This is a genomic window from Dryocola baronae (genome assembly GCF_051297175.1).
Taxonomy (GTDB): domain Bacteria; phylum Pseudomonadota; class Gammaproteobacteria; order Enterobacterales; family Enterobacteriaceae; genus Dryocola.
Genome location: NZ_JBINNY010000001.1, coordinates 4912265 through 4933080 on the forward strand (window position 1 = coordinate 4912265; position 20816 = coordinate 4933080).

The 20816-nt window shown below is 56.1% G+C and carries 17 protein-coding genes; 8 read left to right on the top strand and 9 right to left on the bottom strand.

The genetic code is table 11. The annotated features are described in order from the left end of the window. Window positions 1-4: 4 nt before the first annotated feature. The 4 genes from xylR to xylF all read right to left on the bottom strand — a co-directional run bounded on the left by xylR (window position 5) and on the right by xylF (window position 5023). Window positions 5-1180 (bottom strand): D-xylose utilization transcriptional activator XylR, encoded by a 1176-nt coding sequence (gene xylR / locus ACSPHG_RS23190; protein WP_435955819.1) that lies wholly within the window; start codon window positions 1178-1180, stop codon window positions 5-7. Window positions 1181-1273: 93 nt separating this feature from the next. After that, window positions 1274-2458 (bottom strand): xylose ABC transporter permease XylH, encoded by a 1185-nt coding sequence (gene xylH / locus ACSPHG_RS23195; protein WP_435955820.1) that lies wholly within the window; start codon window positions 2456-2458, stop codon window positions 1274-1276. Then, entirely contained in the window at window positions 2436-3977 is a 1542-nt protein-coding gene (locus ACSPHG_RS23200; protein ID WP_435955821.1) for a xylose ABC transporter ATP-binding protein, read from the bottom strand. The genes xylH and ACSPHG_RS23200 overlap by 23 nt, the downstream gene beginning before the upstream one ends. A gap of 53 nt (window positions 3978-4030) precedes the next feature. Beyond that, the gene (gene xylF / locus ACSPHG_RS23205; protein WP_435955822.1) at window positions 4031-5023 is read right to left on the bottom strand and encodes a D-xylose ABC transporter substrate-binding protein; all 993 of its coding nucleotides are present in this window, start codon (window positions 5021-5023) and stop codon (window positions 4031-4033) included. A gap of 492 nt (window positions 5024-5515) precedes the next feature. Here xylF and xylA point away from each other — a divergent pair, with 492 nt between their 5' ends. From xylA to ACSPHG_RS23225, 4 genes are all read left to right on the top strand, one after another. Further along, the gene (gene xylA, locus ACSPHG_RS23210; protein ID WP_435955823.1) at window positions 5516-6838 is read left to right on the top strand and encodes a xylose isomerase; all 1323 of its coding nucleotides are present in this window, start codon (window positions 5516-5518) and stop codon (window positions 6836-6838) included. A gap of 445 nt (window positions 6839-7283) precedes the next feature. After that, window positions 7284-8738, top strand: coding sequence for a xylulokinase (xylB, locus tag ACSPHG_RS23215; protein WP_435955824.1), 1455 nt, complete (start codon window positions 7284-7286; stop codon window positions 8736-8738). A 448-nt stretch (window positions 8739-9186) separates the two neighbouring features. Further along, complete coding sequence (locus ACSPHG_RS23220; RefSeq protein WP_435955825.1) at window positions 9187-9729, top strand: isochorismatase family protein; 543 nt, start codon at window positions 9187-9189, stop codon at window positions 9727-9729. After that, entirely contained in the window at window positions 9726-10643 is a 918-nt protein-coding gene (locus tag ACSPHG_RS23225) for a GlxA family transcriptional regulator (protein WP_435955826.1), read from the top strand. The genes ACSPHG_RS23220 and ACSPHG_RS23225 overlap by 4 nt, the downstream gene beginning before the upstream one ends. On the opposite strand, the gene ACSPHG_RS23230 is transcribed toward ACSPHG_RS23225, so the two are convergent. Beyond that, a complete protein-coding gene (locus ACSPHG_RS23230; protein ID WP_435955827.1) occupies window positions 10640-11635 on the bottom strand; it encodes an acyltransferase in 996 nt (331 codons plus the stop codon). The genes ACSPHG_RS23225 and ACSPHG_RS23230 overlap by 4 nt on opposite strands. Window positions 11636-11748: 113 nt before the next feature. On the opposite strand from ACSPHG_RS23230, the gene ACSPHG_RS23235 reads away from it, so the two are divergent. The 4 genes from ACSPHG_RS23235 (at window position 11749) to tcp (ending at window position 16998) form a co-directional block, all read left to right on the top strand. Continuing rightward, entirely contained in the window at window positions 11749-12063 is a 315-nt protein-coding gene (locus ACSPHG_RS23235; RefSeq protein ID WP_435955828.1) for a YsaB family lipoprotein, read from the top strand. Between the two features lie 118 nt (window positions 12064-12181). Beyond that, window positions 12182-13093: a glycine--tRNA ligase subunit alpha gene (gene glyQ, locus ACSPHG_RS23240; RefSeq protein WP_034460421.1), complete on the top strand. Its 912-nt coding sequence runs from the start codon at window positions 12182-12184 to the stop codon at window positions 13091-13093. 9 nt (window positions 13094-13102) lie between these two features. Further along, complete coding sequence (glyS, locus tag ACSPHG_RS23245) at window positions 13103-15172, top strand: glycine--tRNA ligase subunit beta (protein WP_435955829.1); 2070 nt, start codon at window positions 13103-13105, stop codon at window positions 15170-15172. Window positions 15173-15336: 164 nt separating this feature from the next. Next, window positions 15337-16998, top strand: coding sequence for a methyl-accepting chemotaxis citrate transducer (gene tcp / locus ACSPHG_RS23250; protein ID WP_435955830.1), 1662 nt, complete (start codon window positions 15337-15339; stop codon window positions 16996-16998). Window positions 16999-17076: 78 nt separating this feature from the next. On the opposite strand, the gene uspF is transcribed toward tcp, so the two are convergent. The 4 genes from uspF to ACSPHG_RS23270 form a co-directional block, all read right to left on the bottom strand. Continuing rightward, the gene (uspF, locus tag ACSPHG_RS23255) at window positions 17077-17511 is read right to left on the bottom strand and encodes a universal stress protein UspF (protein ID WP_435955831.1); all 435 of its coding nucleotides are present in this window, start codon (window positions 17509-17511) and stop codon (window positions 17077-17079) included. Between the two features lie 93 nt (window positions 17512-17604). Beyond that, entirely contained in the window at window positions 17605-18234 is a 630-nt protein-coding gene (locus ACSPHG_RS23260; RefSeq protein WP_435955832.1) for a hypothetical protein, read from the bottom strand. Between the two features lie 180 nt (window positions 18235-18414). Beyond that, entirely contained in the window at window positions 18415-18699 is a 285-nt protein-coding gene (locus ACSPHG_RS23265; RefSeq protein ID WP_435955833.1) for an HTH-type transcriptional regulator, read from the bottom strand. A gap of 257 nt (window positions 18700-18956) precedes the next feature. Continuing rightward, on the bottom strand, window positions 18957-20336 hold the full coding sequence (locus tag ACSPHG_RS23270) for an MFS transporter (protein WP_435955834.1): 1380 nt from the start codon (window positions 20334-20336) through the stop codon (window positions 18957-18959). Window positions 20337-20816: the final 480 nt, after the last annotated feature.

Genomic DNA, 20816 nt, shown 5'->3' on the forward strand with positions numbered 1-20816 from the left:
TTATTTAAACCATAATCTCGCTGTAGCGTTCGCGGTGATCTTTCGGCGTGGCGTCATACTCTTTTTTAAATACCGAATAGAAATACTGCAAAGACGGATAGCCGCACATTTGCGATATCTCGTTGATCGACAAGGACGTGGAAATCAATAAACTCCGCGCTTTCTCAAGCTTTTCCGCATGAATGACCGCGTGAATGGTTTCACCCACCTCTTCTTTGAAGCGCTTTTCCAGATTGGACCGTGAAATGCCCACCGCGTCCAAAACCTGCTCCACCTTAATGCCCTTGCAGGCATGATTGCGGATGTAGTGCATCGCCTGAATCACCGCCGGATCGTGCAGCGAGCGGTAATCCGTCGAGCGCCGTTCCACCACCCGCACCGGCGGCACCAGCACCCGTTGCAGCGGCAGCGCTTCGTTATCCAGCAGGCGATGCAGTAGTTTGGCGGCCTGATAGCCCATCTGCCTGGTGCCTTGCGCCACGGAAGACAGCGCCACGCGCGACAGGTAGCGCGTCAGCTCCTCGTTATCAATACCGATAACGCACAGCTTTTCCGGCACCGGAATATGCAGATGCTCGCAGACCTGTAGCAAATGGCGCGCCCTGGCATCGGTGACCGCGATAATCCCCGTCTGCGGCGGCAGGGTTTGCACCCAGTCTGCCAGCCTGTTTTGCGCGTGCTGCCAGTTTTCCGGCGCGGTTTCGATTCCCTGATACACCACGCCGCGATACTTTTCCTCCGCAACCAGCTCGCGGAAGGCGTGTTCACGCTCGACGGCCCAGCGCTTATTGCTGGAGCCAGGCAGCCCGTAAAACGCGAAACGATGCACGCCCTTTTCTTTCAAATGCAAAAACGCGCTCTGCACCAGGGCATGGTTGTCCGTGGCGATGTAATGCACCGGCGGATAATGCTCAGGCCGATGGTAGGAGCCGCCTACGCCGACAATCGGCACGTTAGCGCCTTTGAGCAATCTTTCAATTTCCGTATCGTCGAAATCTGCAATCACGCCGTCGCCCAACTCCTTTATGTTGTCGATACGCGCGCGAAAGTCCTCTTCGATAAAAATGTCCCATTCTGATTGAGACGCCTGCAAATATTCGCCCACGCCTTCGACCACCTGGCGGTCGTAGGCCTTATTGGCATTGAATAACAACGTAATGCGATGACGTTTCTCAAACATGCTAAAGATTCCCAAAATCACCCCGTGTTTGAATACCACAGCGACGGCAAAGCCGGGGAAGATTGCCCCGGCATTGTGATCGCTTACACACTCTCAGGCCCGGCGTTTCGTTGCCGAGTCCATCCATACCGCCAACAGCAAAATGGCCCCTTTGACGATGTACTGCCAGAACGTCGGGACGTCCATCATACTCATGCCGTTGTCGAGAGAGGCCATAATAAATGCGCCCATCACCGCTCCGGCGACGCTGCCCACGCCCCCGGCGAGGCTGGTGCCGCCAATAACGCAGGCGGCGATAGCATCCAGCTCGGCGATGTTCCCCGCCGAGGGAGAACCGGCCCCCAGGCGCGAGCTGAGGATCAGCCCGGCGATTGCCACCATCAGGCCATTAATGGCAAAGACGGCGAGCTTGGTGCGCTCAACGTTGATGCCCGAAAGGCGCGCCGCCTCGATGTTGCCGCCGATGGCGTAGATTCTGCGGCCAAAGGCGGTACGCGTCGCCATAAACATGCCCGCAAGCAGCAGCAGCGCCAGAATCAGCACCGGCGTCGGCACGCCGCGATAATCGTTCAACAGCCAGATAGCGCCAAGCACAATAACCGCGGTGATAGCCTGACGCCCGACCACGCCGGTGGACGCAGGTGCAGCAAGCCCAAGCGCCTGGCGACGTACCCGCAGCCTCCACTGCCACGCCACGAACGCCATCAGCCCCAACACGCCGACGCCGAAACCTATCCCATCCGGCAAATAGCTTTGGCCAATCTGCGACATCGCCGCGCTGGTTGGCGAAACCGTGGTGCCGTTGGTGATCCCAATCAGCACGCCGCGAAACGCCAGCATGCCTGCGAGAGTCACAATAAAGGATGGAACCTTGCGATACGCCACCCACCAGCCGTTCCAGGCCCCCAACAGCAGGCCGAGCGCGAGCGTCACCGCGATGGTCAGCGGCAGCGGCCAGCCCAGCCAGACGTCGAAAATCGCCGCCACGCCGCCCAGCAGGCCCATCATCGAGCCAACCGACAGGTCGATTTCCGCCGAGATAATCACAAACACCATGCCGACGGCTAGAATCCCGGTGATCGCCGTCTGGCGCAGCAGGTTGGAGATGTTACGCGCGCTGAGATACGAGCCGTCCGTCATCCAGGTAAAAAACAGCATGATGACGATAATGGCGGCAATCATTACAAACACCTGCAGGTTCAAGGACTTCAGGCCGCCAAACGACAGCCCCGGCCCGGACGCGGCAAGTTTGATTTCAGACGGGTTGGTTTTCGACATGATGGTCACTCCTCAGTGCCGCTTCCATGACCTGTTCCTGGGTCAGGTTGTGGTTAATCAGGTTGGCTTTGATACGCCCCTCGTGCATTACCAGCACCCGGTCGCTCAGGCCGAGCACCTCGGGCAGTTCGGAAGAAATTACAATCACCGCAATTCCCTGCTGAACCAGGAGATTAATGAGCTTGTAGATTTCGTATTTCGCGCCAATATCGATGCCGCGCGTGGGCTCATCAAGAATGAGAATGCGCGGGTTAAGCAGCAGGCAGCGGGCAAGAATCGCCTTTTGCTGATTGCCGCCGCTAAGCCGCCCGATGGCCAGCGCCGGGGAAGACGTTTTAACCTTCAGCCGCTGGATGAACTGCAAAATGCAGTTCTGTTCTGCGGCGTCGTCAAGGTGGCTCAACGCGCCGGAGAACTGGCCGAGCGAGGCGAGCGTGATGTTCTGCCCCACCGCCATCACCGGCACGATGCCATCTCTTTTGCGATCTTCCGGCACCATGGCGATACCGTGGGCGATAGCCTGCTGGCAGCGGGTAATAGTGACCGGCTGGTTGTCGATGTAGACCTTTCCTTCCGATTTACCCGGCCATACGCCAAACAGGCACTGCACCGCTTCGGTACGCCCCGCGCCCACCAGCCCCGCGATGCCGAGAATTTCCCCCTTGCGCAGCGAGAACGAAATATCGTTTACCCGTTTGATGTGCCGGTTAACCGGGTGCCAGGCGGTAAGATGCTCAACGCGCAGAATCTCCTCGCCCGTTTGGTGCGGTTCGCTCGGGTACAGCGCCGTCAGTTCGCGGCCCACCATCATGGTGATAATGTCCGCCTCGCTCATGAGCTCCGCATCGCGCGTGCCGATGGGCTGCCCGTCGCGGATCACGCAGATGGAATCCGAGATGGCTTTCACTTCATTGAGCTTGTGGGAGATGTAAATGCAGGCGATGCCGTGATCCTGCAAATCGCGGATTATCCGCAGCAGCACCGCCGTTTCCTGTTCGGTCAGCGAGGCCGTTGGCTCATCCAGAATCAGCAGGCGCACCTGTTTGTTCAGCGCTTTGGCTATCTCAACAAGCTGCTGTTGCCCAAGGCCTAAATCCCCCACGCGGGTATCCGGCGAAAGCGTCAGGTTTACCTGCGCCAGCAGCTTCTGGCAGCGCAGCGTCATGCTGTCATAGTCCAGCACGCCGAAACGCGACATTTCCGCGCCGAGGAAAATATTCTCCAGAATGGTCAGATGCTTCACCAGCGCCAGCTCCTGGTGAATGATGGCGATCCCTTTGCGTTCGGTATCGCGGATGTGGCTCGCCTCAAGCTTCTCCCCGGCAAACCAGATTTCGCCCTCATAGCTGCCGTAGGGATAGATGCCGCACAGCACCTTCATCAGCGTCGACTTGCCGGAGCCGTTTTCGCCGCACAGCGACATCACTTCCCCGGCGTTAACCGCAAGGCTGACGTTATCCACCGCCTTCACCACGCCAAAAGCCTTGGTGATATTTTTCATTTCCAGCAGGTAAGCCATAACTCCCCCGTATTTAAAGATTGCCGCCCGCAGCGGACCGCGGGCGATATGGGTTAGAGCTCGCTCTTTTTATGGAAGCCGTCGGCAACCACGGTGCTGTCGATATTGGCTTTATCCACTTCGACAGGCGTTAACAGGCGGGACGGAACGTCTTTCAGGCCGTTATTAAGCACGGCGTCGGACGCGGGCTGCTTGCCTTCGCCTAATTCCACGGCAATTTCCGCGGCGGTATTTGCCAGTTTGACGATGGGCTTATAGACCGTCATAGTTTGCGTTCCGGCGATAATGCGCTTCACGCCCGCAAGATCCGCATCCTGGCCGGATATCGCCACCTTGCCCGCCAGCCCCTGCGCGCTCAGCGCCTGAATTGCACCGCCCGCCGTGGCATCGTTGGAGGCGACAACCGCATCGATTTTGTTATTGTTCGCCGTCAGGGCATTTTCCATAATTTTCAGCGCGTTTTCCGGCAGCCAGCCATCCGCCCACTGATCGCCGACAACGTTAATTTTTCCGCTGTCGATATAGGGTTTTAATACTTTCATCTGGCCTGCGCGGAACAGTTTGGCATTATTATCAACCGGCGAGCCGCCCATTAAGAAATAATTCCCGGACGGGACTTTATCGACGAGACTTTGCGCCTGTAATTCACCAACTTTTTCATTATCAAACGAGATATAAAAATCGATATCCGCGTTATTAATCATGCGGTCATAGGCTAATACTTTTATGCCCTCGCGCTTTGCTTCGGCGACAACGTTACTTAATACCTGGCCGTTGTAGGGAATAATAACCAGCACGTCTACGCCACGATTGATCATGTTTTCAATTTGCGACATTTGGGTTTCTTCGTTGCCGTTCGCCGACTGGACAAATACTTTTGCGCCCAGCGACTCGGCCTTTTTAACAAAAATATCGCGGTCCTTCTGCCAGCGCTCAAGGCGCAGGTCGTCTATCGCCATGCCGATTTTCACTTCTTTAGCGATGCCGCTCATGCTGGTAAGAACGAGCGAGGCACACAGAGTCAGTAAGATGTTCTTAATCTTCATATTATTTTTACCTGTAGGGTGGCCCGTTATACTTCGAGCTGTAGGGGTGTTAGCTACTCTCACTTACCCCAGTCACTTACTGAAGTAAGCTCCTGGGGATAAGCTCCCTTGCCGCCAACCTACAACTTGAAATATTTAGGGCCTGATTATTCGGATTTAAGAATGAAATATTTCCGCAGACCGAACGAATTGTTGTCGCTGAATGAAAAAGCGGCAATTACAGATTTTCATCTTCCCATTATGGAATTTGGTTTAATTCTCAATTTATGATGGGGATCTTCTTTTAAATTAGCGCGCTCATCATTTTGCTTAATTTTTGGAATAGAGCTCGAATGATTTCTTTGTATATTTTCACCAGTTTTTGCGAGGTGGCGCACATTTGGGTATTCTCTAAAGCGCAGTGTGAAATAACGTAATTGAGCAACGGCGATGGAAAACCCAGGATAAGTACACATTCGCCTGGCAGCAGTTTTCCTGATTACGGAGTCCACTATGCAAGCCTATTTCGACCAACTCGATCGCGTTCGTTTCGAAGGCACCAAAACCACCAACCCGCTGGCGTTCCGCCACTACAACCCGGACGAGCTGGTGCTCGGTAAACGCATGGAAGAACACCTGCGCTTTGCCGCCTGTTACTGGCACACCTTCTGCTGGAACGGCGCGGATATGTTCGGCGTCGGTGCCTTTGAGCGCCCATGGCAGCAGGCCGGTGACGCAATGGCGCTGGCAAAACGTAAGGCCGACGTCGCCTTTGAATTTTTCCACAAGCTGAACGTGCCGTATTACTGCTTCCACGACGTGGACGTGTCGCCGGAAGGTGCCTCCCTCAAGGAATATCAAAACAACTTCGCGCAGATGACCGAAGTGCTGGCGCAAAAACAGCAGGAAACCGGCGTGAAGCTGCTGTGGGGCACGGCAAACTGCTTTACTAACCCTCGCTACGGCGCGGGTGCGGCCACCAACCCGGACCCGGAAGTGTTCTCCTGGGCGGCTTCGCAGGTGGTTGCGGCGATGAACGCAACGCACCAGCTGGGCGGCGAAAACTACGTGCTGTGGGGCGGGCGTGAAGGCTACGAATCCCTGCTGAATACCGATCTGCGTCAGGAACGCGAGCAAATTGGCCGCTTCATGCAGATGGTGGTTGAACACAAACACAAAATTGGCTTCCGCGGCACTCTGCTAATCGAACCGAAACCGCAGGAACCTACCAAGCACCAGTACGATTACGACGTCGCGACGGTGTACGGCTTCCTGAAACAGTTTGGTCTGGAAAAAGAGATCAAGGTAAACATCGAGGCGAACCACGCCACGCTTGCAGGCCACTCTTTCCATCACGAAATCGCCAGCGCCATTGCCCTGGGAATCTTCGGCTCGGTGGATGCCAACCGTGGCGATGCGCAGCTGGGCTGGGATACCGACCAGTTCCCGAACAGCGTTGAAGAAAACTCGCTGGTGATGTACGAGATCCTCAAGGCGGGCGGCTTCTCCACCGGCGGGCTGAACTTTGATGCCAAAGTGCGTCGCCAGAGCACCGACAAATATGACCTGTTCTACGGCCATATCGGCGCGATGGACGTGATGGCGCTGTCGCTGAAAATCGCCGCGCGCATGATTGAAGACGGCGAGCTGGATAAGCGTGTCGCGAAACGTTACGCAGGCTGGAATGGTGAACTGGGCCAGCAAATTCTGAAAGGACAGATGTCGCTGGCGCAGATTGCGCAGTACGCTGAACAGCATAATCTGGCACCACAGCACCAGAGCGGCCACCAGGAGCTGCTGGAAAACCTGGTAAATCACTACCTGTTCGACAAATAACCCCAGGCCTTAGTAGCGGTGGATGGCGCTAACGCTTATCCACCCTACGAATATTTCATAGGTCGGGTAAACGAAGTGCCACCCGACATGATGTGGTAGATGGCACTAAAGTTTATTCACCCTACGGATATTTCATAGGTCGGGTAAACGAAGTGCCACCCGACATGATGTGGTAGATGGCACTAAAGTTTATTCACCCTACGGATATTTCGTAGGTCGGGTAAACGAAGTGCCACCCGACATGATGTGGTGGATGACACTAACATTTATCTACCCTACGGATATTTCGTAGGTCGGGTAAACGAAGTGCCACCCGACATGATGTGGTGGATGACACTAACATTTATCTACCCTACGGATATTTCGTAGGTCGGGTAAACGAAGTGCCACCCGACATTTAGCGCCAGGCCTTCAGCAATCTAGTCGGTTTTAAGGAACTGCCATTATGTATATCGGAATCGATCTCGGAACCTCGGGCGTAAAAGCGATTTTGCTCGGCGAGCAGGGCGAGGTATTGGCCTCGTGCACTGAACCGCTAACCGTTTCGCGCCCGCATCCGCTGTGGTCGGAACAGGATCCAGAGGACTGGTGGCAGGCAACCGACCGGGCAATGAAAGCGCTTGGCGAACAGCATTCTCTTACGGGCGTGAAAGCGTTGGGTATTGCCGGGCAAATGCACGGCGCAACGCTTATCGACAGCAAGCAGCAGGTGCTGCGCCCGGCGATTTTATGGAACGATGGCCGCAGCGGCGAAGAGTGCGCCCTGCTAGAAGCCAACGTTGAAGATTCCCGCAGCATCACCGGCAACCTGATGATGCCGGGCTTTACCGCGCCAAAACTGCTGTGGGTTGAACGCCACGAGCCGGATATCTTTGCGCAGATCAACAAGGTTCTACTGCCGAAAGACTATCTGCGCATGCGCATGACAGGCAAGTTCGCAAGCGACATGTCCGATGCGGCTGGCACCATGTGGCTGGACGTGGCAAAACGCGACTGGAGCGACACCATGCTCGACGCCTGTCGCCTGAGCCGCCAGCACATGCCAGAACTCTTTGAAGGCAGCGAAATCACCGGCGTTCTGAAAGCCGAGGTGGCCGAGGCGTGGAAAATGTCTGCCGTGCCCGTGGTGGCCGGCGGCGGCGATAATGCAGCAGGCGCCGTTGGCGTTGGCATGGTAGACGCGGGCCAGGCGATGCTATCGCTCGGTACGTCCGGCGTTTATTTCGCGGTCAGCGACGGTTTTCGGAGCAAGCCAGAAAGCGCGGTGCACAGCTTCTGCCACGCGCTTCCCAACCGCTGGCATTTAATGTCCGTGATGCTCAGCGCCGCGTCCTGCCTGGACTGGGCGGCAAAACTCACCGGCTTAGGCTCGGTTCCCGCCCTGCTGGCGGCGGCGGAAAAAGCTAACGAAGATGCGGGCGTTGTCTGGTTCCTACCTTATCTGTCCGGGGAACGTACACCGCACAATAACCCACAGGCAAAAGGCGTGTTCTTTGGCTTAACGCATCAGCACGGCCCGGCGGAGCTTGCGCGATCGGTGCTGGAAGGCGTGGGCTACGCGCTGGCAGACGGCATGGACGTAGTGCATTCCTGCGGCATCACGCCGAAAAGCATTACGCTTATCGGCGGCGGCGCGCGCAGCCCGTACTGGCGGCAAATGCTGGCGGATATCAGCGGGCAAACGTTGGATTACCGCACCGGCGGCGACGTAGGCCCGGCGCTCGGCGCGGCGCGCCTGGCGCAAATTGCGATGTCACCGGGAAAATCCCTGCAATCTCTGCTGCCACAGCTGGAGCTGGAACAGCAGCACATCCCGGATATGGCACGTCACCAGCGCTATGCCGGGCGTCGGCAGGTATTTAACCAGATTTACCAGCAGCTTCTGCCGCTGATGTCCTGATTTAACCCGTAGCGGTGGATGGCGCTTGCGCTTATCCACCCTACAAAATCCTCGATTCCGTATAACCGTAGGTCGCGTAAGCGCAAGCGCCATCCACCCTACAATACCCTCGATTCCGTATAGCCGTAGGTCGCGTAAGCGAAGCGCCATCCACCCTACAAAATCCTCGATTCCGTATAGCCGTAGGTCGCGTAAGCGAAGCGCCATCCACCCCACAAAATCCTTGATTCCGTATAGCCGTAGGTCGCGTAAGCGAAGCGCCATCCACCCCACAAAACCCTCGATTCCGTATCGTCGTAGGTCGGATAAGCGCAAGCGCCATCCGACACTGCCACAAGCAAATCCGCAAACTCGTCCCGATTCACCCTCACCCTGTCCGTTTTTGGTATTAGCAACCGCGATACCCCTTGTCACAATGTAATCCTACCCACCGACGAGGAGTCCGAAAATGTCACGTTCCGCGCTTATTAATATTGATACGCAGCAGTCCTTCTTTCACCGTGACTACTGGCAGGAGGACGACGTGCCGGCTTTTCAGCAGGCGATTTTGCGGCTGATTTCCGGCTGTCAGGATTTGGGCGTGCCGGTGGTGGATATCTTCCACGTTGATGATGAAGGCCCGTTCTCGCTGGCCTCGGGCTCGGTGAAGGCGATGCCGTTCCTCAGCCATAAAGCGGACGTCACGTTCGAGAAGCACGTGCACAACGCGTTTACCGATACCGGGCTGGATTACTGGCTGCGGACGCAAGGTATCAACCACCTGATTATCTGCGGGCTGCGCACGGAACAGTGCTGCGAAACCACAACCCGCGTGGCGTCGGACCTCGGCTATCGCGTTTCTTTTGTCAGCGAGGCTATGCTCACCTTCCCGATGCGCTGGAAAGGCGTTACGCTGGACGCCGCAACCCTGCGCCACCGTACTGAAACGGTGCTGGCGGGGCGTTTTGCGGATGTTCAAACCGTCGCCGAGTGCCTGGAGTCTTTATCGTGAGTGTTGGGGTCTGGTTCGTTGTTTTGCCTGGTGTACTGTCGCTCGATCTCACGGGGCCTGCGGAAACGCTGACGCTTGCCGGGGACGCGTTTCACCTGCATTTCATTGGCCCCGACCCGCAGGTAACAACCTCTATCGGGCTGAGCTTTGGCGGCATTGAACCGCTGCCGGAAAGCTTCCCGCCCGGTAGCCTTCTTGTGCTGCCGGGCGTTTGCGACTCCAACCGCTATTTTGATACCCCTCAGGCCGAGGAGGTGCGCCGCTGGCTCACCCGCCTGCAGCCGCAGATCCACAGCCAGCGGCTCAATCTGATGTGCGTTTGCTCCGGCTCGCTTCTGGCGGCGAAGGCCGGGCTGATGAACGGCGTGCAGTGCACCACCCATCACGACGTGCTGGCAAGGCTGCGCGCCGCAGCCCCCACCGCTCAGGTGAAAGATAACCGTATTTTTGTTGAAGACCGGAGCATCTGGACCAGCGCGGGGATCACTTCAGGCATTGATCTGTCGCTGCACCTGATAAACCGCTACTGCGGGCCGAAAGCGGCGCTGGACGTGGCCCGCGAGATGGTGGTGTGGTTCCGCCGTTCGGGCGACGACCCGCAGCTTTCGCCGTGGTTGCGCTATCGCAATCATATTCACCCGGCGGTGCATCGCGCGCAGGATCTGCTTTCTGCCGCCCCGGAACTGGCCTGGGGCGTAGAGGAAATAGCCGATAAGGTGCACGTAAGCGCGCGCCATTTATCGCGGCTTTTTCAGCAACATCTTGGGATATCGGTGCGGGACTATCTTGAACAGCTTCGTCTGGCGGTCGCCGAACAGCGTTTATTGCAGGGCCAGCGCATGGAGCAGGCGGCGGTGGCGGCCGGGTTTTCCTCACCTCGCCAGCTGCACCGCGCCCGCGCCCGTAATGCCTAACTCACCAGCTTGCGCGTGTCGATGCGCTGTAATCCCATCGACAGCAACAGGCTACAGGCCAGCGTCATGCCGAAGATCCACAGAATATCCAGCACCGGCGAGCCGGTGATTTGGTAGCCGTGGGTGCGCAGGAAGTGAATAATCAGCGCGTGAAACCCGTAGATGCCGAGCGAGTGGCGCGAGATAAACGCCAGCCCCGGCAGCGGGCGGGAGTTCAGCGTGTTCTTCACCAGCACCAGCAGGCTGATAGCGGCGATAAAGACCAGCGGGCCACAGTAAACGTAAAAGGTATCCGCAAAATTACCGTTGATTTCCAGCTGCTTATGCGTGCCCATTGATATCGACACCACGCAAAGGGCGAACAGCCCGCCCGCCAGTCCGCTGATCCAGCCCTTTTCGGTTTCAAGCATGCCTATCGCCCGGCCCAGCAGGCCATACAGCACGTAATAGAAGGTGTCGCCGCGAATGTAGAGGTTGATCGGCAGCCATTTTACGCCTTCCAGCGTCTGCGGCACGGTGTTGGGGTTGGCGATAACGCCCAGCAAAACCATCAGCCCGAGCACGGTCACGGCGCTGACTTTTTTCACCTGTATCAGCGGCGAGAGCAGGTAAATCACGATAATCGCGAAGAAGAACCACAGGTGATAAAACACCGGTTTTTGCAGGATGTAGCGCAGAGAAAGCCCGGCGTTAATCGGCGTGAAGAAGTGGATATAAATCAGCGAAATGACGCTATAAAACAGCAAACATAGCGCAATGCGCAGGAAATGGCGCTGCTGGGCGCTGCGTTCGCCGAAGAACAGGTAGCCGGATATCATAAAGAACAGCGGCACGCTCACCCGCGAGGCGGAATTCAGCACGTTGGAGAAGTCCCAGCTAAACGGAGTGACAAGGCTCGCGTTGGTGATGTACCAGCTCGTGGTGTGAATCATCACCACCATCAGACAGGCGATGCCGCGAAGGTTATCAATCCAGTTAATTTTTTGCTGCATGCGTTCCTCTGTTCGCAATCTACAAAAGCAAAAGGGCGTTTTGCGTTTGCAGAATATAAATAGCTGGTAAATAGTGAATAACAATAATTATTTTAACGTAGCGTAAGCTAATGATGATGCGACAGATAAAAAATACCCGTTGGGCGTTAGCCCTTACCGTTTTCCTGCTGAGCGCCTGTAGTTCGCCGGAACAGCACACCCAGTTTGCCCAGCAGGCTCACGCCCCAGCGGTACAAAGCAGCGCAATGGTGGAAACCTGCAAGCAGGAGGCCGCGCACCGTTATAACACCCGCGCCCAGCGGGTAAGCGTCATTGATATCGAACAGTACCAGGGAAGTTACGAGATAAAGGGCAGCACCGCGCGTCAGGAAGGTTTCACCTGCTCCTTCGACGAAAGTGGTCAATTCTTACACCTTTCGACGACATAAAGCCGCAACCATAGGCAAACAGCCCCTTAATGCGCGCGGATTCGGGCTGTATATCTTGCGGTCAACGGGTATACTGACCGCTTCTCTTTAAACCCACTCGAACGCGTGCGAAATCAACATGCAAAAGTTTGATACCAAGACCTTTCAAGGCCTGATCCTGACTTTACAGGACTACTGGGCTCGCCAGGGCTGCACCATTGTTCAACCTCTGGACATGGAAGTCGGCGCCGGTACCTCTCACCCAATGACCTGCCTGCGGGCTTTAGGGCCAGAACCGATGGCTACCGCCTACGTGCAGCCGTCCCGCCGTCCTACCGATGGCCGCTACGGTGAGAACCCGAACCGCCTGCAGCACTACTATCAGTTCCAGGTGGTGATTAAGCCGTCACCGGACAATATTCAGGAACTGTACCTCGGGTCTCTTAAAGAGCTGGGTATGGATCCGACCATTCACGATATTCGCTTCGTAGAAGACAACTGGGAAAACCCAACGCTGGGTGCCTGGGGTCTGGGTTGGGAAGTGTGGCTCAACGGCATGGAAGTGACGCAGTTCACCTACTTCCAGCAGGTTGGCGGCCTGGAATGTAAGCCTGTCACCGGGGAAATCACCTACGGTTTAGAGCGCCTGGCGATGTATATCCAGGGCGTGGACAGCGTTTACGATCTGGTCTGGAGCGACGGCCCGTTGGGTAAAACCACCTACGGCGACGTGTTCCACCAGAACGAAGTTGAGCAGTCCACTTATAACTTCGAACACGCCGATGTGGATTTCCTGTTCTCCTGCTTCGAGCAGTATGAGAAAGAGGCGCAGCACCTGCTGGCGCTGGAAAACCCGCTGCCTCTGCCAGCTTACGAACGCATTCTGAAAGCGGCGCACAGCTTTAACCTGCTGGATGCGCGTAAAGCCATCTCGGTAACCGAGCGTCAGCGCTACATTCTGCGTATTCGTACCCTGACCAAAGCCGTGGCCGAAGCCTATTACGCTTCTCGTGAAGCGCTTGGCTTCCCGATGTGCAATAAGAATAAATAAGAGGCTGCCATGTCTGAAAAAACTTTTCTGGTGGAGATCGGCACTGAAGAGCTGCCACCAAAAGCCCTGCGCAGCCTGGCGGAATCCTTTGCTGCGAACGTAACGGCGGAACTGGACGCGGCAAACGTCGCGCACGGTGAAGTGAAATGGTTTGCGGCTCCGCGTCGCCTGGCGCTGAAAATCGCCAACCTTGCCGCCGCACAGCCCGATCGCGAAGTTGAAAAGCGCGGCCCGGCTATCTCCGCCGCTTTTGATGCAGAAGGCAAACCGAGCAAGGCCGCTGAAGGCTGGGCTCGCGGCTGCGGCATCACGGTCGATCAGGCAGAACGCCTGGCAACCGACAAAGGCGAGTGGCTGATGTACCGCGCGCACGTCAAAGGCGAAAGCGTGCAGGCACTTCTGCCAGCCATGATCGCCACGGCGCTGACCAAACTGCCCATTCCTAAGCTGATGCGCTGGGGTGACAAAAACACCCAGTTCGTGCGTCCTGTTCACACCGTGACCCTGCTGCTGGGCGAAGAAGTGATTCCGGCCACCATTCTCGGCATTGCGTCCGATCGCGTGATTCGCGGCCACCGCTTTATGGGCGAGCAGGAATTCACCATCGATAACGCCGACCAGTATCCGCAAATCCTGCTGGAGCGCGGCAAAGTTATCGCCGACTACGAACAGCGTAAAGCGGCCATCAAAGCCGGTGCGGAAGAAGCGGCGCGCAAAATTGGCGGCAACGCCGATCTGAGCGAAAGCCTGCTGGAAGAAGTCACTTCTCTGGTGGAATGGCCGGTGGTTCTGACCGCGAAATTCGAAGAGAAATTCCTCGCGGTGCCTGCGGAAGCGCTGGTTCACACCATGAAAGGTGACCAGAAGTACTTCCCTGTTTACGCAAACGACGGCAAGCTGCTGCCAAACTTTATCTTCGTCGCCAACATCGAATCGAAAGATCCGGTGCAGATTATCTCCGGTAACGAGAAGGTCGTTCGTCCGCGCCTGGCGGATGCCGAGTTCTTCTTCAATACCGACCGCAAAAAGCGTCTGGAAGATAACCTGCCGCGTCTGGAAACCGTGCTGTTCCAACAGCAGCTCGGTACGCTGCGCGACAAAACTAACCGCATCGAAGCGCTCTCAGGCTGGATTGCCGGGCAGATTGGCGCGGACGTAAACCACGCGACCCGCGCTGGCCTGCTGTCCAAGTGCGACCTGATGACCAACATGGTGTTCGAGTTCACCGACACTCAGGGCGTGATGGGCATGCACTACGCGCGTCACGACGGCGAAGCCGAAGACGTAGCCGTTGCGCTGAACGAACAGTATCAGCCGCGTTTTGCGGGCGATGCGCTGCCGTCTAACCTCGTGGCCTGCGCCGTAGCGATTGCCGATAAGATGGACACCCTCGCGGGCATCTTCGGCATCGGCCAGCATCCAAAAGGCGACAAAGACCCGTTTGCCCTGCGTCGTGCCGCCCTTGGTGTGCTGCGCATCATCGTTGAGAAAAACCTGCCGCTGGATCTGCAAACCCTGACCGAAGAAGCCGTGCGCCTCTACGGCAGCAAGCTGACCAACGAGAAGGTTGTCGACGAGGTGATCGACTTTATGCTGGGCCGTTTCCGCGCCTGGTATCAGGAAGAAGGCCACAGCGTGGATACCATCCAGGCCGTGCTGGCACGTCGTCCAACCAAACCGGCAGACTTCGACGCGCGCATGAAGGCCGTTTCCCACTTCCGTACCCTGGAAGCGGCAGCGGCGCTGGCGGCGGCAAATAAACGCGTTTCCAACATTCTGGCGAAGTCAGACGAACAGCTGAACGACCACGTTCACGCGTCCGTGCTGAAAGAGGCCGAAGAGATTCGCCTCGCGACTAACCTGGTCGTGCTGCGCGACAAGCTGGAGCCGTTCTTTGCCGAAGGCCGTTACCAGGAAGCCCTGGAAGAGCTGGCCAACCTGCGCGAGCCGGTTGACGAATTCTTCGATAAGGTGATGGTTAACGCGGAAGATAAAGACCTGCGTATCAACCGCCTGACGCTGCTGTCCAAGCTGCGCGAGCTGTTCTTGAAGGTTGCGGATATCTCCCTGCTGCAATAATCCTGACGCTTGACGATAAACCCGCTTCGGCGGGTTTTTTTTGCGATTTAATTACCTTACGTTATCAACGCATTAACACCCAGCCCACGCCACGGCGATTAAAGTAAACATTAGTAACACCGATATGTTTACTATCTCCCTTAATTACAGGCGTGTTGCGCACCATGAAAAATATCAAAGTTATCACCGGGATCATTATCACGCTGGCCATTTTCAGCGTGTTGCTGCTGGTCACCGGCTCGCTGTTCTACTCCTCCGTCAGCAACGATCGGCAAAACTTCCAGAATACCGGCATGCTGAACTACCAGCAGCAGCAGCTCGGCGGCAGCTTCCAGACGCTGGTGGAAACCCGCGTCACGATTAACCGCGTTGCCATCCGCATGCTGAAAAACCAGCGCGATCCGGCTTCGCTTGAGGCGATGAACAAGCTGCTGGCGACGGCTGGCGTCTCGCTGGGTAAGGCGGAAAAATACTTCGCCAACTATATGAATTCCCCGGACGTTAACGGCCAGGACAGCGCGCTGGATAGCAAAGCGGAAGTTGGCTTTAACAAATTGCACGACGTGCTCAAGCAGTCGATTGCCTTCCTACAGGCCGATAACTACGCGGCCTACGGCAACCTCGACGCCCAGCAGGCGCAGGACGACATGAAGGCCATTTACGATGAGTGGCTGGTTCAAAATACCCGCCTGCTGAAGGCGGCGAGCGAAGAAAACCAGCGCAGCTTCACCGGCATGCAGTGGACGCTCGGCACCATTCTGCTGATTGTTATCGCCGTTATCGTGCTGATCTGGCTCGGCCTGCAGCGCGTGCTGCTGCGCCCTCTGCAGGGGGTGATGGAGCATATTCAGGCGATTTCCGAAGGCGATCTGACGCGCCGCATTGACGCCGAGGGCCGCAGCGAGATGAGCAAGCTTGCCGCCGGGCTGAGCGTTATGCAGCAGTCTCTGGTGCGTACCGTCAGCACCGTGCGCGACAACGCCGATTCGATCTACACCGGCGCGAGCGAAATCTCTGCGGGCAGCAACGACCTTTCTTCCCGCACCGAGCAGCAGGCTGCGTCACTCGAGGAAACCGCCGCCAGCATGGAGCAGCTCACCGCGACCGTGAAGCAAAATACCGATAACGCCCGCCAGGCGACGGGGCTTGCTAAAAACGCCTCTGAAACCGCGCTTAAAGGCGGCCGCGTGGTGGATAACGTGGTGAGCACGATGAGCGAAATCGCCGAGAGTTCCGAGAAAATCGTTGATATTACCAGCGTGATCGACGGCATTGCCTTCCAGACTAACATTCTGGCGCTGAACGCGGCGGTAGAAGCCGCTCGCGCGGGCGAGCAGGGTCGAGGATTTGCGGTGGTCGCAGGCGAAGTGCGCACGCTGGCAAGCCGCAGCGCGCAGGCGGCGAAAGAAATCAAAGTGCTGATCGAAAACTCGGTCGCGCGTATCGGCACCGGCTCAAGCCAGGTGCGCGAGGCGGGCGATACCATGAAGGAAATCGTTTCGGCGGTGACGCGCGTGACCGATATTATGGGTGAAATCGCCTCCGCGTCGGACGAACAAAGCAAAGGGATTGAGCAGGTCGCGCTCGCCGTTTCAGAAATGGATAGCGTGACGCAGCAGAACGCCGCGCTGGTCGAAGAGTCGGCGGCAGCGGCGGCGGCGCTGGAAAGCCAGGCCAGCCAGCTTCGTGAAGCCGTGGCAGCGTTCCGTATTCAGCAGGCAGAGAAACGAGCGATTACGACGGTGGCAACGCTGCGTCCCAAACCAACGGCTTTAAAACCGCAGGCCATAAACGCGGGTTCAGATGCAAACTGGGAAACGTTTTAAGCGTTAGTCGGCTTTTTTACGGCGGGTGGCACTTGTTCTACTCGCCTTGAAAATAGCGCCACCCGGCCAGTCAGTTCATCAACGCACAACCAGCACCGAGCATTTCGCATGGCGGACAACCGCGGCGGCGTTCGAGCCGAGGAGATAGGTCGACATGCTCGGCCTGTGGGACGCCAGGATCACAACATCGGCATCAATATCTTCAGCCAGTTGCAAAATGTGGTCTTTCGGCGTGCCGCTCATAACGTGCTTTTCAACACGGTCAGCGGGCAGGTTGAACTTAGCGACGATGTCGCCTAACGCCTCCATGGCTGCGGCCTCCCGTTCTTTGACGTCGGGCGCAATCGACGCGTAGCCCAGGCCGTAGGCGGCAAAATAGGTATAGTCAGGGATGACGGCCAGGAAGTGGATCGTGGCATCGTCGATCTTCGCGTAGTTTTCAACGTGGGGAATGACCTGCTGGGTAAGTTCCATTTCTGAGATATCGATAGGAACCAGGATTTTCTTAGACATACAACCTCCTTTTGCTTGCTTGGTAATAACCCTCACTTAGTTATGGCTAAAATTTGCCGTTTGGGTCGTGACCCATGTCCGGTTTCGGGGAATTTAGAAAACGACTTTAGCCATAGAGGCCCGGATAGTGTGGTTGTCTATATCCACCCCTTTGTGGCGGTCGGGGGTATAATCTAGCGCCGGCATGATCTGTCGAATACTGTATGAGGAGCGCACGCTGCCGAGATATCCCGTCACCTGGATATTTTTATAACCCAGCTTTCGCATTTCTTCAGCCAGCAGTTGGGCGAAAGAAGCCTCGACGCCCTCTTTGTTTGGGACAATGCCACTGCCGCAGGCAAAAACGCGTAAATCGATAAAATTAAATGGCAGCTTTTCGCGTATTAAGAGTAACGCCAACTCCAGGGGACTGTATTTTTTTAAGGTGCCGCCAGTCCATTGCGTAATACCGCGCACGACAATTTTCCTATTGCCCCTGTCTGCGCCGATAAAAGACGAACCTGTTGCAGCGCCATGAGAAAGAATATAGAGCTTGTCCTGAGGCGTGAGCCGATGCAAAACACCCCCGCCAAAATGACGCCGCGCGGACTTTAATAAGCCTGAGTGTTGATTAAATAAGATGGGATAAGAAGTTTTGCCCTTGGCTTTTTGCCCGTTGGCCCAGTCGCTGCAAAACTCCATCATTTCGGTTGTTGGGACGGGGAGATAAATATAGCCTGCCATAATGTATACCCCTTATTATATCCTTGAAATATATAAATAATCCATTAAGCGCTGCCTTATAATACATAACTCAGCGGGGGATTGATTATTTTTGTGCGGAAGGGATATCGGTAGGGGAGCGCCACACCCGAATGCGCTGGAACCGGTCCAGCGCTGGGTGCAGATTATTTTAGACTGTTACTATTCCATCAACTGCTTACTAAGCATCGGATTCGCCTGGATGAGGCGCATCAGCTTCAGTTCGGTACTGGAGGGTCTGATTCGTTTTGATTCCCACTCCTGCACCATCGAAACGCTGACTCCCATGACGCGCGCGAAATCGTCGATTTTCAATCCTGTACTCTTACGCAGCTGCTCGAATTCAGAAAACGCGTTGGGTTTGTTTTTGAAAGCTATCGTCTCATTTTTAAAAACTATCTGCTCTAGGCTGCTCAGCAGTTCAATCATTGGATCTTTATATTCCATTGAGAACTCCTCATAAATCACACATTGACCTCGTGAAGGTTAAGAAGCCCCTTAAGCGTAGACGGAAAAAAGTGTGCTGATGATTTCCCATGAAACTATTTTCTATTCGAAGCGCTGCTTATGCGTTTCAGCTGAAAATTTAATCGGTGTAACAGATTGAAATTCAAGCCGGGGAAGGTGCTTAGTATAAATTTGTAAATAGTTATGCATTTTCGCCTACGGCGGTGAGTTTCGCCCCACCGCCGTTTGAGGGAAAATCACGCCTTTTGCGTGGCCTTATCCAGTTCGCTGTTGCCAAGATGATTTTCGCGCGGCGCGCGCGTTGCCGCCCAGGATTTCACCATTAAAGCGATGGCGGAGAGCACCGCCGGAATTGCCAGCAGCATGAAGATGGTTTTGAAGGACAGCTCGGCCTGCATCAGGAACGCGCCGCTAAATGCTCCGAGTATCCCGCCGAAGCGGCCAAGGCCCAGCATCCACGCCACGCCGGTGGCGCGGCCCTGCGTTGGGTAAAACCCGGCGGCAAGTGCGGGCATCGAAGACTGCGCCCCGTTCATGATGGTGCCCGCGATAAACACCATGACGCCCATAAGCACCAGGCTTGACGTCGAGAAGCCAACGAGGCAGACGAACAGGCCGGTCAATAAATAGCCCACCGCCACGACCTTGTTCGGGTTCAGCTTGTCCATCAGCGCGCCGATGATTAGCACGCCAATGCCGCCGCCAAGCGGGAACAGGGCGGTGATGATAGAAGCCTGGCTTAGGGACGCGCCGGTTTCGCGGATCAGCAGCGGCAGCCAGCTGGTCAGGAGGTAGAAAATCAGCAGGCCCATAAAGTACGTCAGACACAGCATCAGGGTGCCGACCAGGTAGCGCGGCGAGAAAATCACGCCCAGCGCCGTCTTGTCTTTTATATGTCCGCCCGCTTCGTTGAGCACAAAACGCACGTTATCGCCCGCCGGGAGCGGAGCAATGCGTTTCAAAATGGCGGCGATGTCCTTTTGCGGCTTGTTTTTTACCACCAGATAACGAGCGGATTCCGGCAGCCAGAAAATCAGCACGACGGAGAGAATCAGCGGCATCACGCCGCCGAGAACCAGCACGCTCTGCCAGCCAAAATGCGGGATCATCCACGCCGAGATGAAGCCGCCCATCGAAGAGCCAATCGGGAAACCAACGAACATCAGGTTTACCAGCAACGCGCGCTTGCGCTCGGGGGCATATTCAGACATGAGCGTTGCCGCGTTGGGCATCGCCGCGCCCAGACCAAGGCCGGTGAGAAAGCGCAGCAGCGCGAGCATGGTCAGGTTAGTGGCGAAGGCCGTCAGCAGGCTGAAGCCCCCAAAGACCAGAATCGACAGCACCAGCACCTTTTTACGCCCGATGCGGTCAGCCATCGGCCCTGCCGTAAGCGCGCCGACCGCCAGCCCCACGAGTGCGGCGCTCATGACCGGGCCGAGGTCAGATTTCTGCACGCCCCACTCCTGCACGAGGTCGGAGGCGATAAAACCAATAATTGCGGTATCGAATCCGTCCATCGCGACGGTGACAAAGCAGAGGACAAGAATCATCCACTGGAATTTAGAAAAACGGTGCTCGTTGATAAATGCCTGAATATCGGTGGTTGAATTTGTCATAAGGCAAGTCCTGCGAAGGCAGCAAGCCACGGCCAATTGTAGGGTGAGCCGAAGCGGGCCAGAGTTAAGCAAATGTGCGATTATCGAACAAAGATTCGTTAATCGTTCGTTAAATCAAACCATTCGTCAGGCTATTCGGCAATCATCCGGCGGGTGTAAGTGTACGATTATCGTACTGACAGGGGCATCAAAGCCGTAACGTAAGAAATAATATATTAAATATTAATAAGTTAAATTCAGACTCGCGCAACGTATCGCAGCACGGATTTGTGAGTAGGTTAACATTTACGCAACAATCAACCTTTTGTGCGAAAGGCGATAAAAGGCGGCCGAAAAAGCCCATAACGCCACGGTTGCCGCGTTTATTTGCCCTAAAGAGATTGCTGCGAAAGGGTATCTTGCGAGGGCGGCTTGGACTATTCTTAGCAACATTATCGGGTACGCTTCGTGCGTAAGCTTTGAATGGTGAAAGGAGTAAAA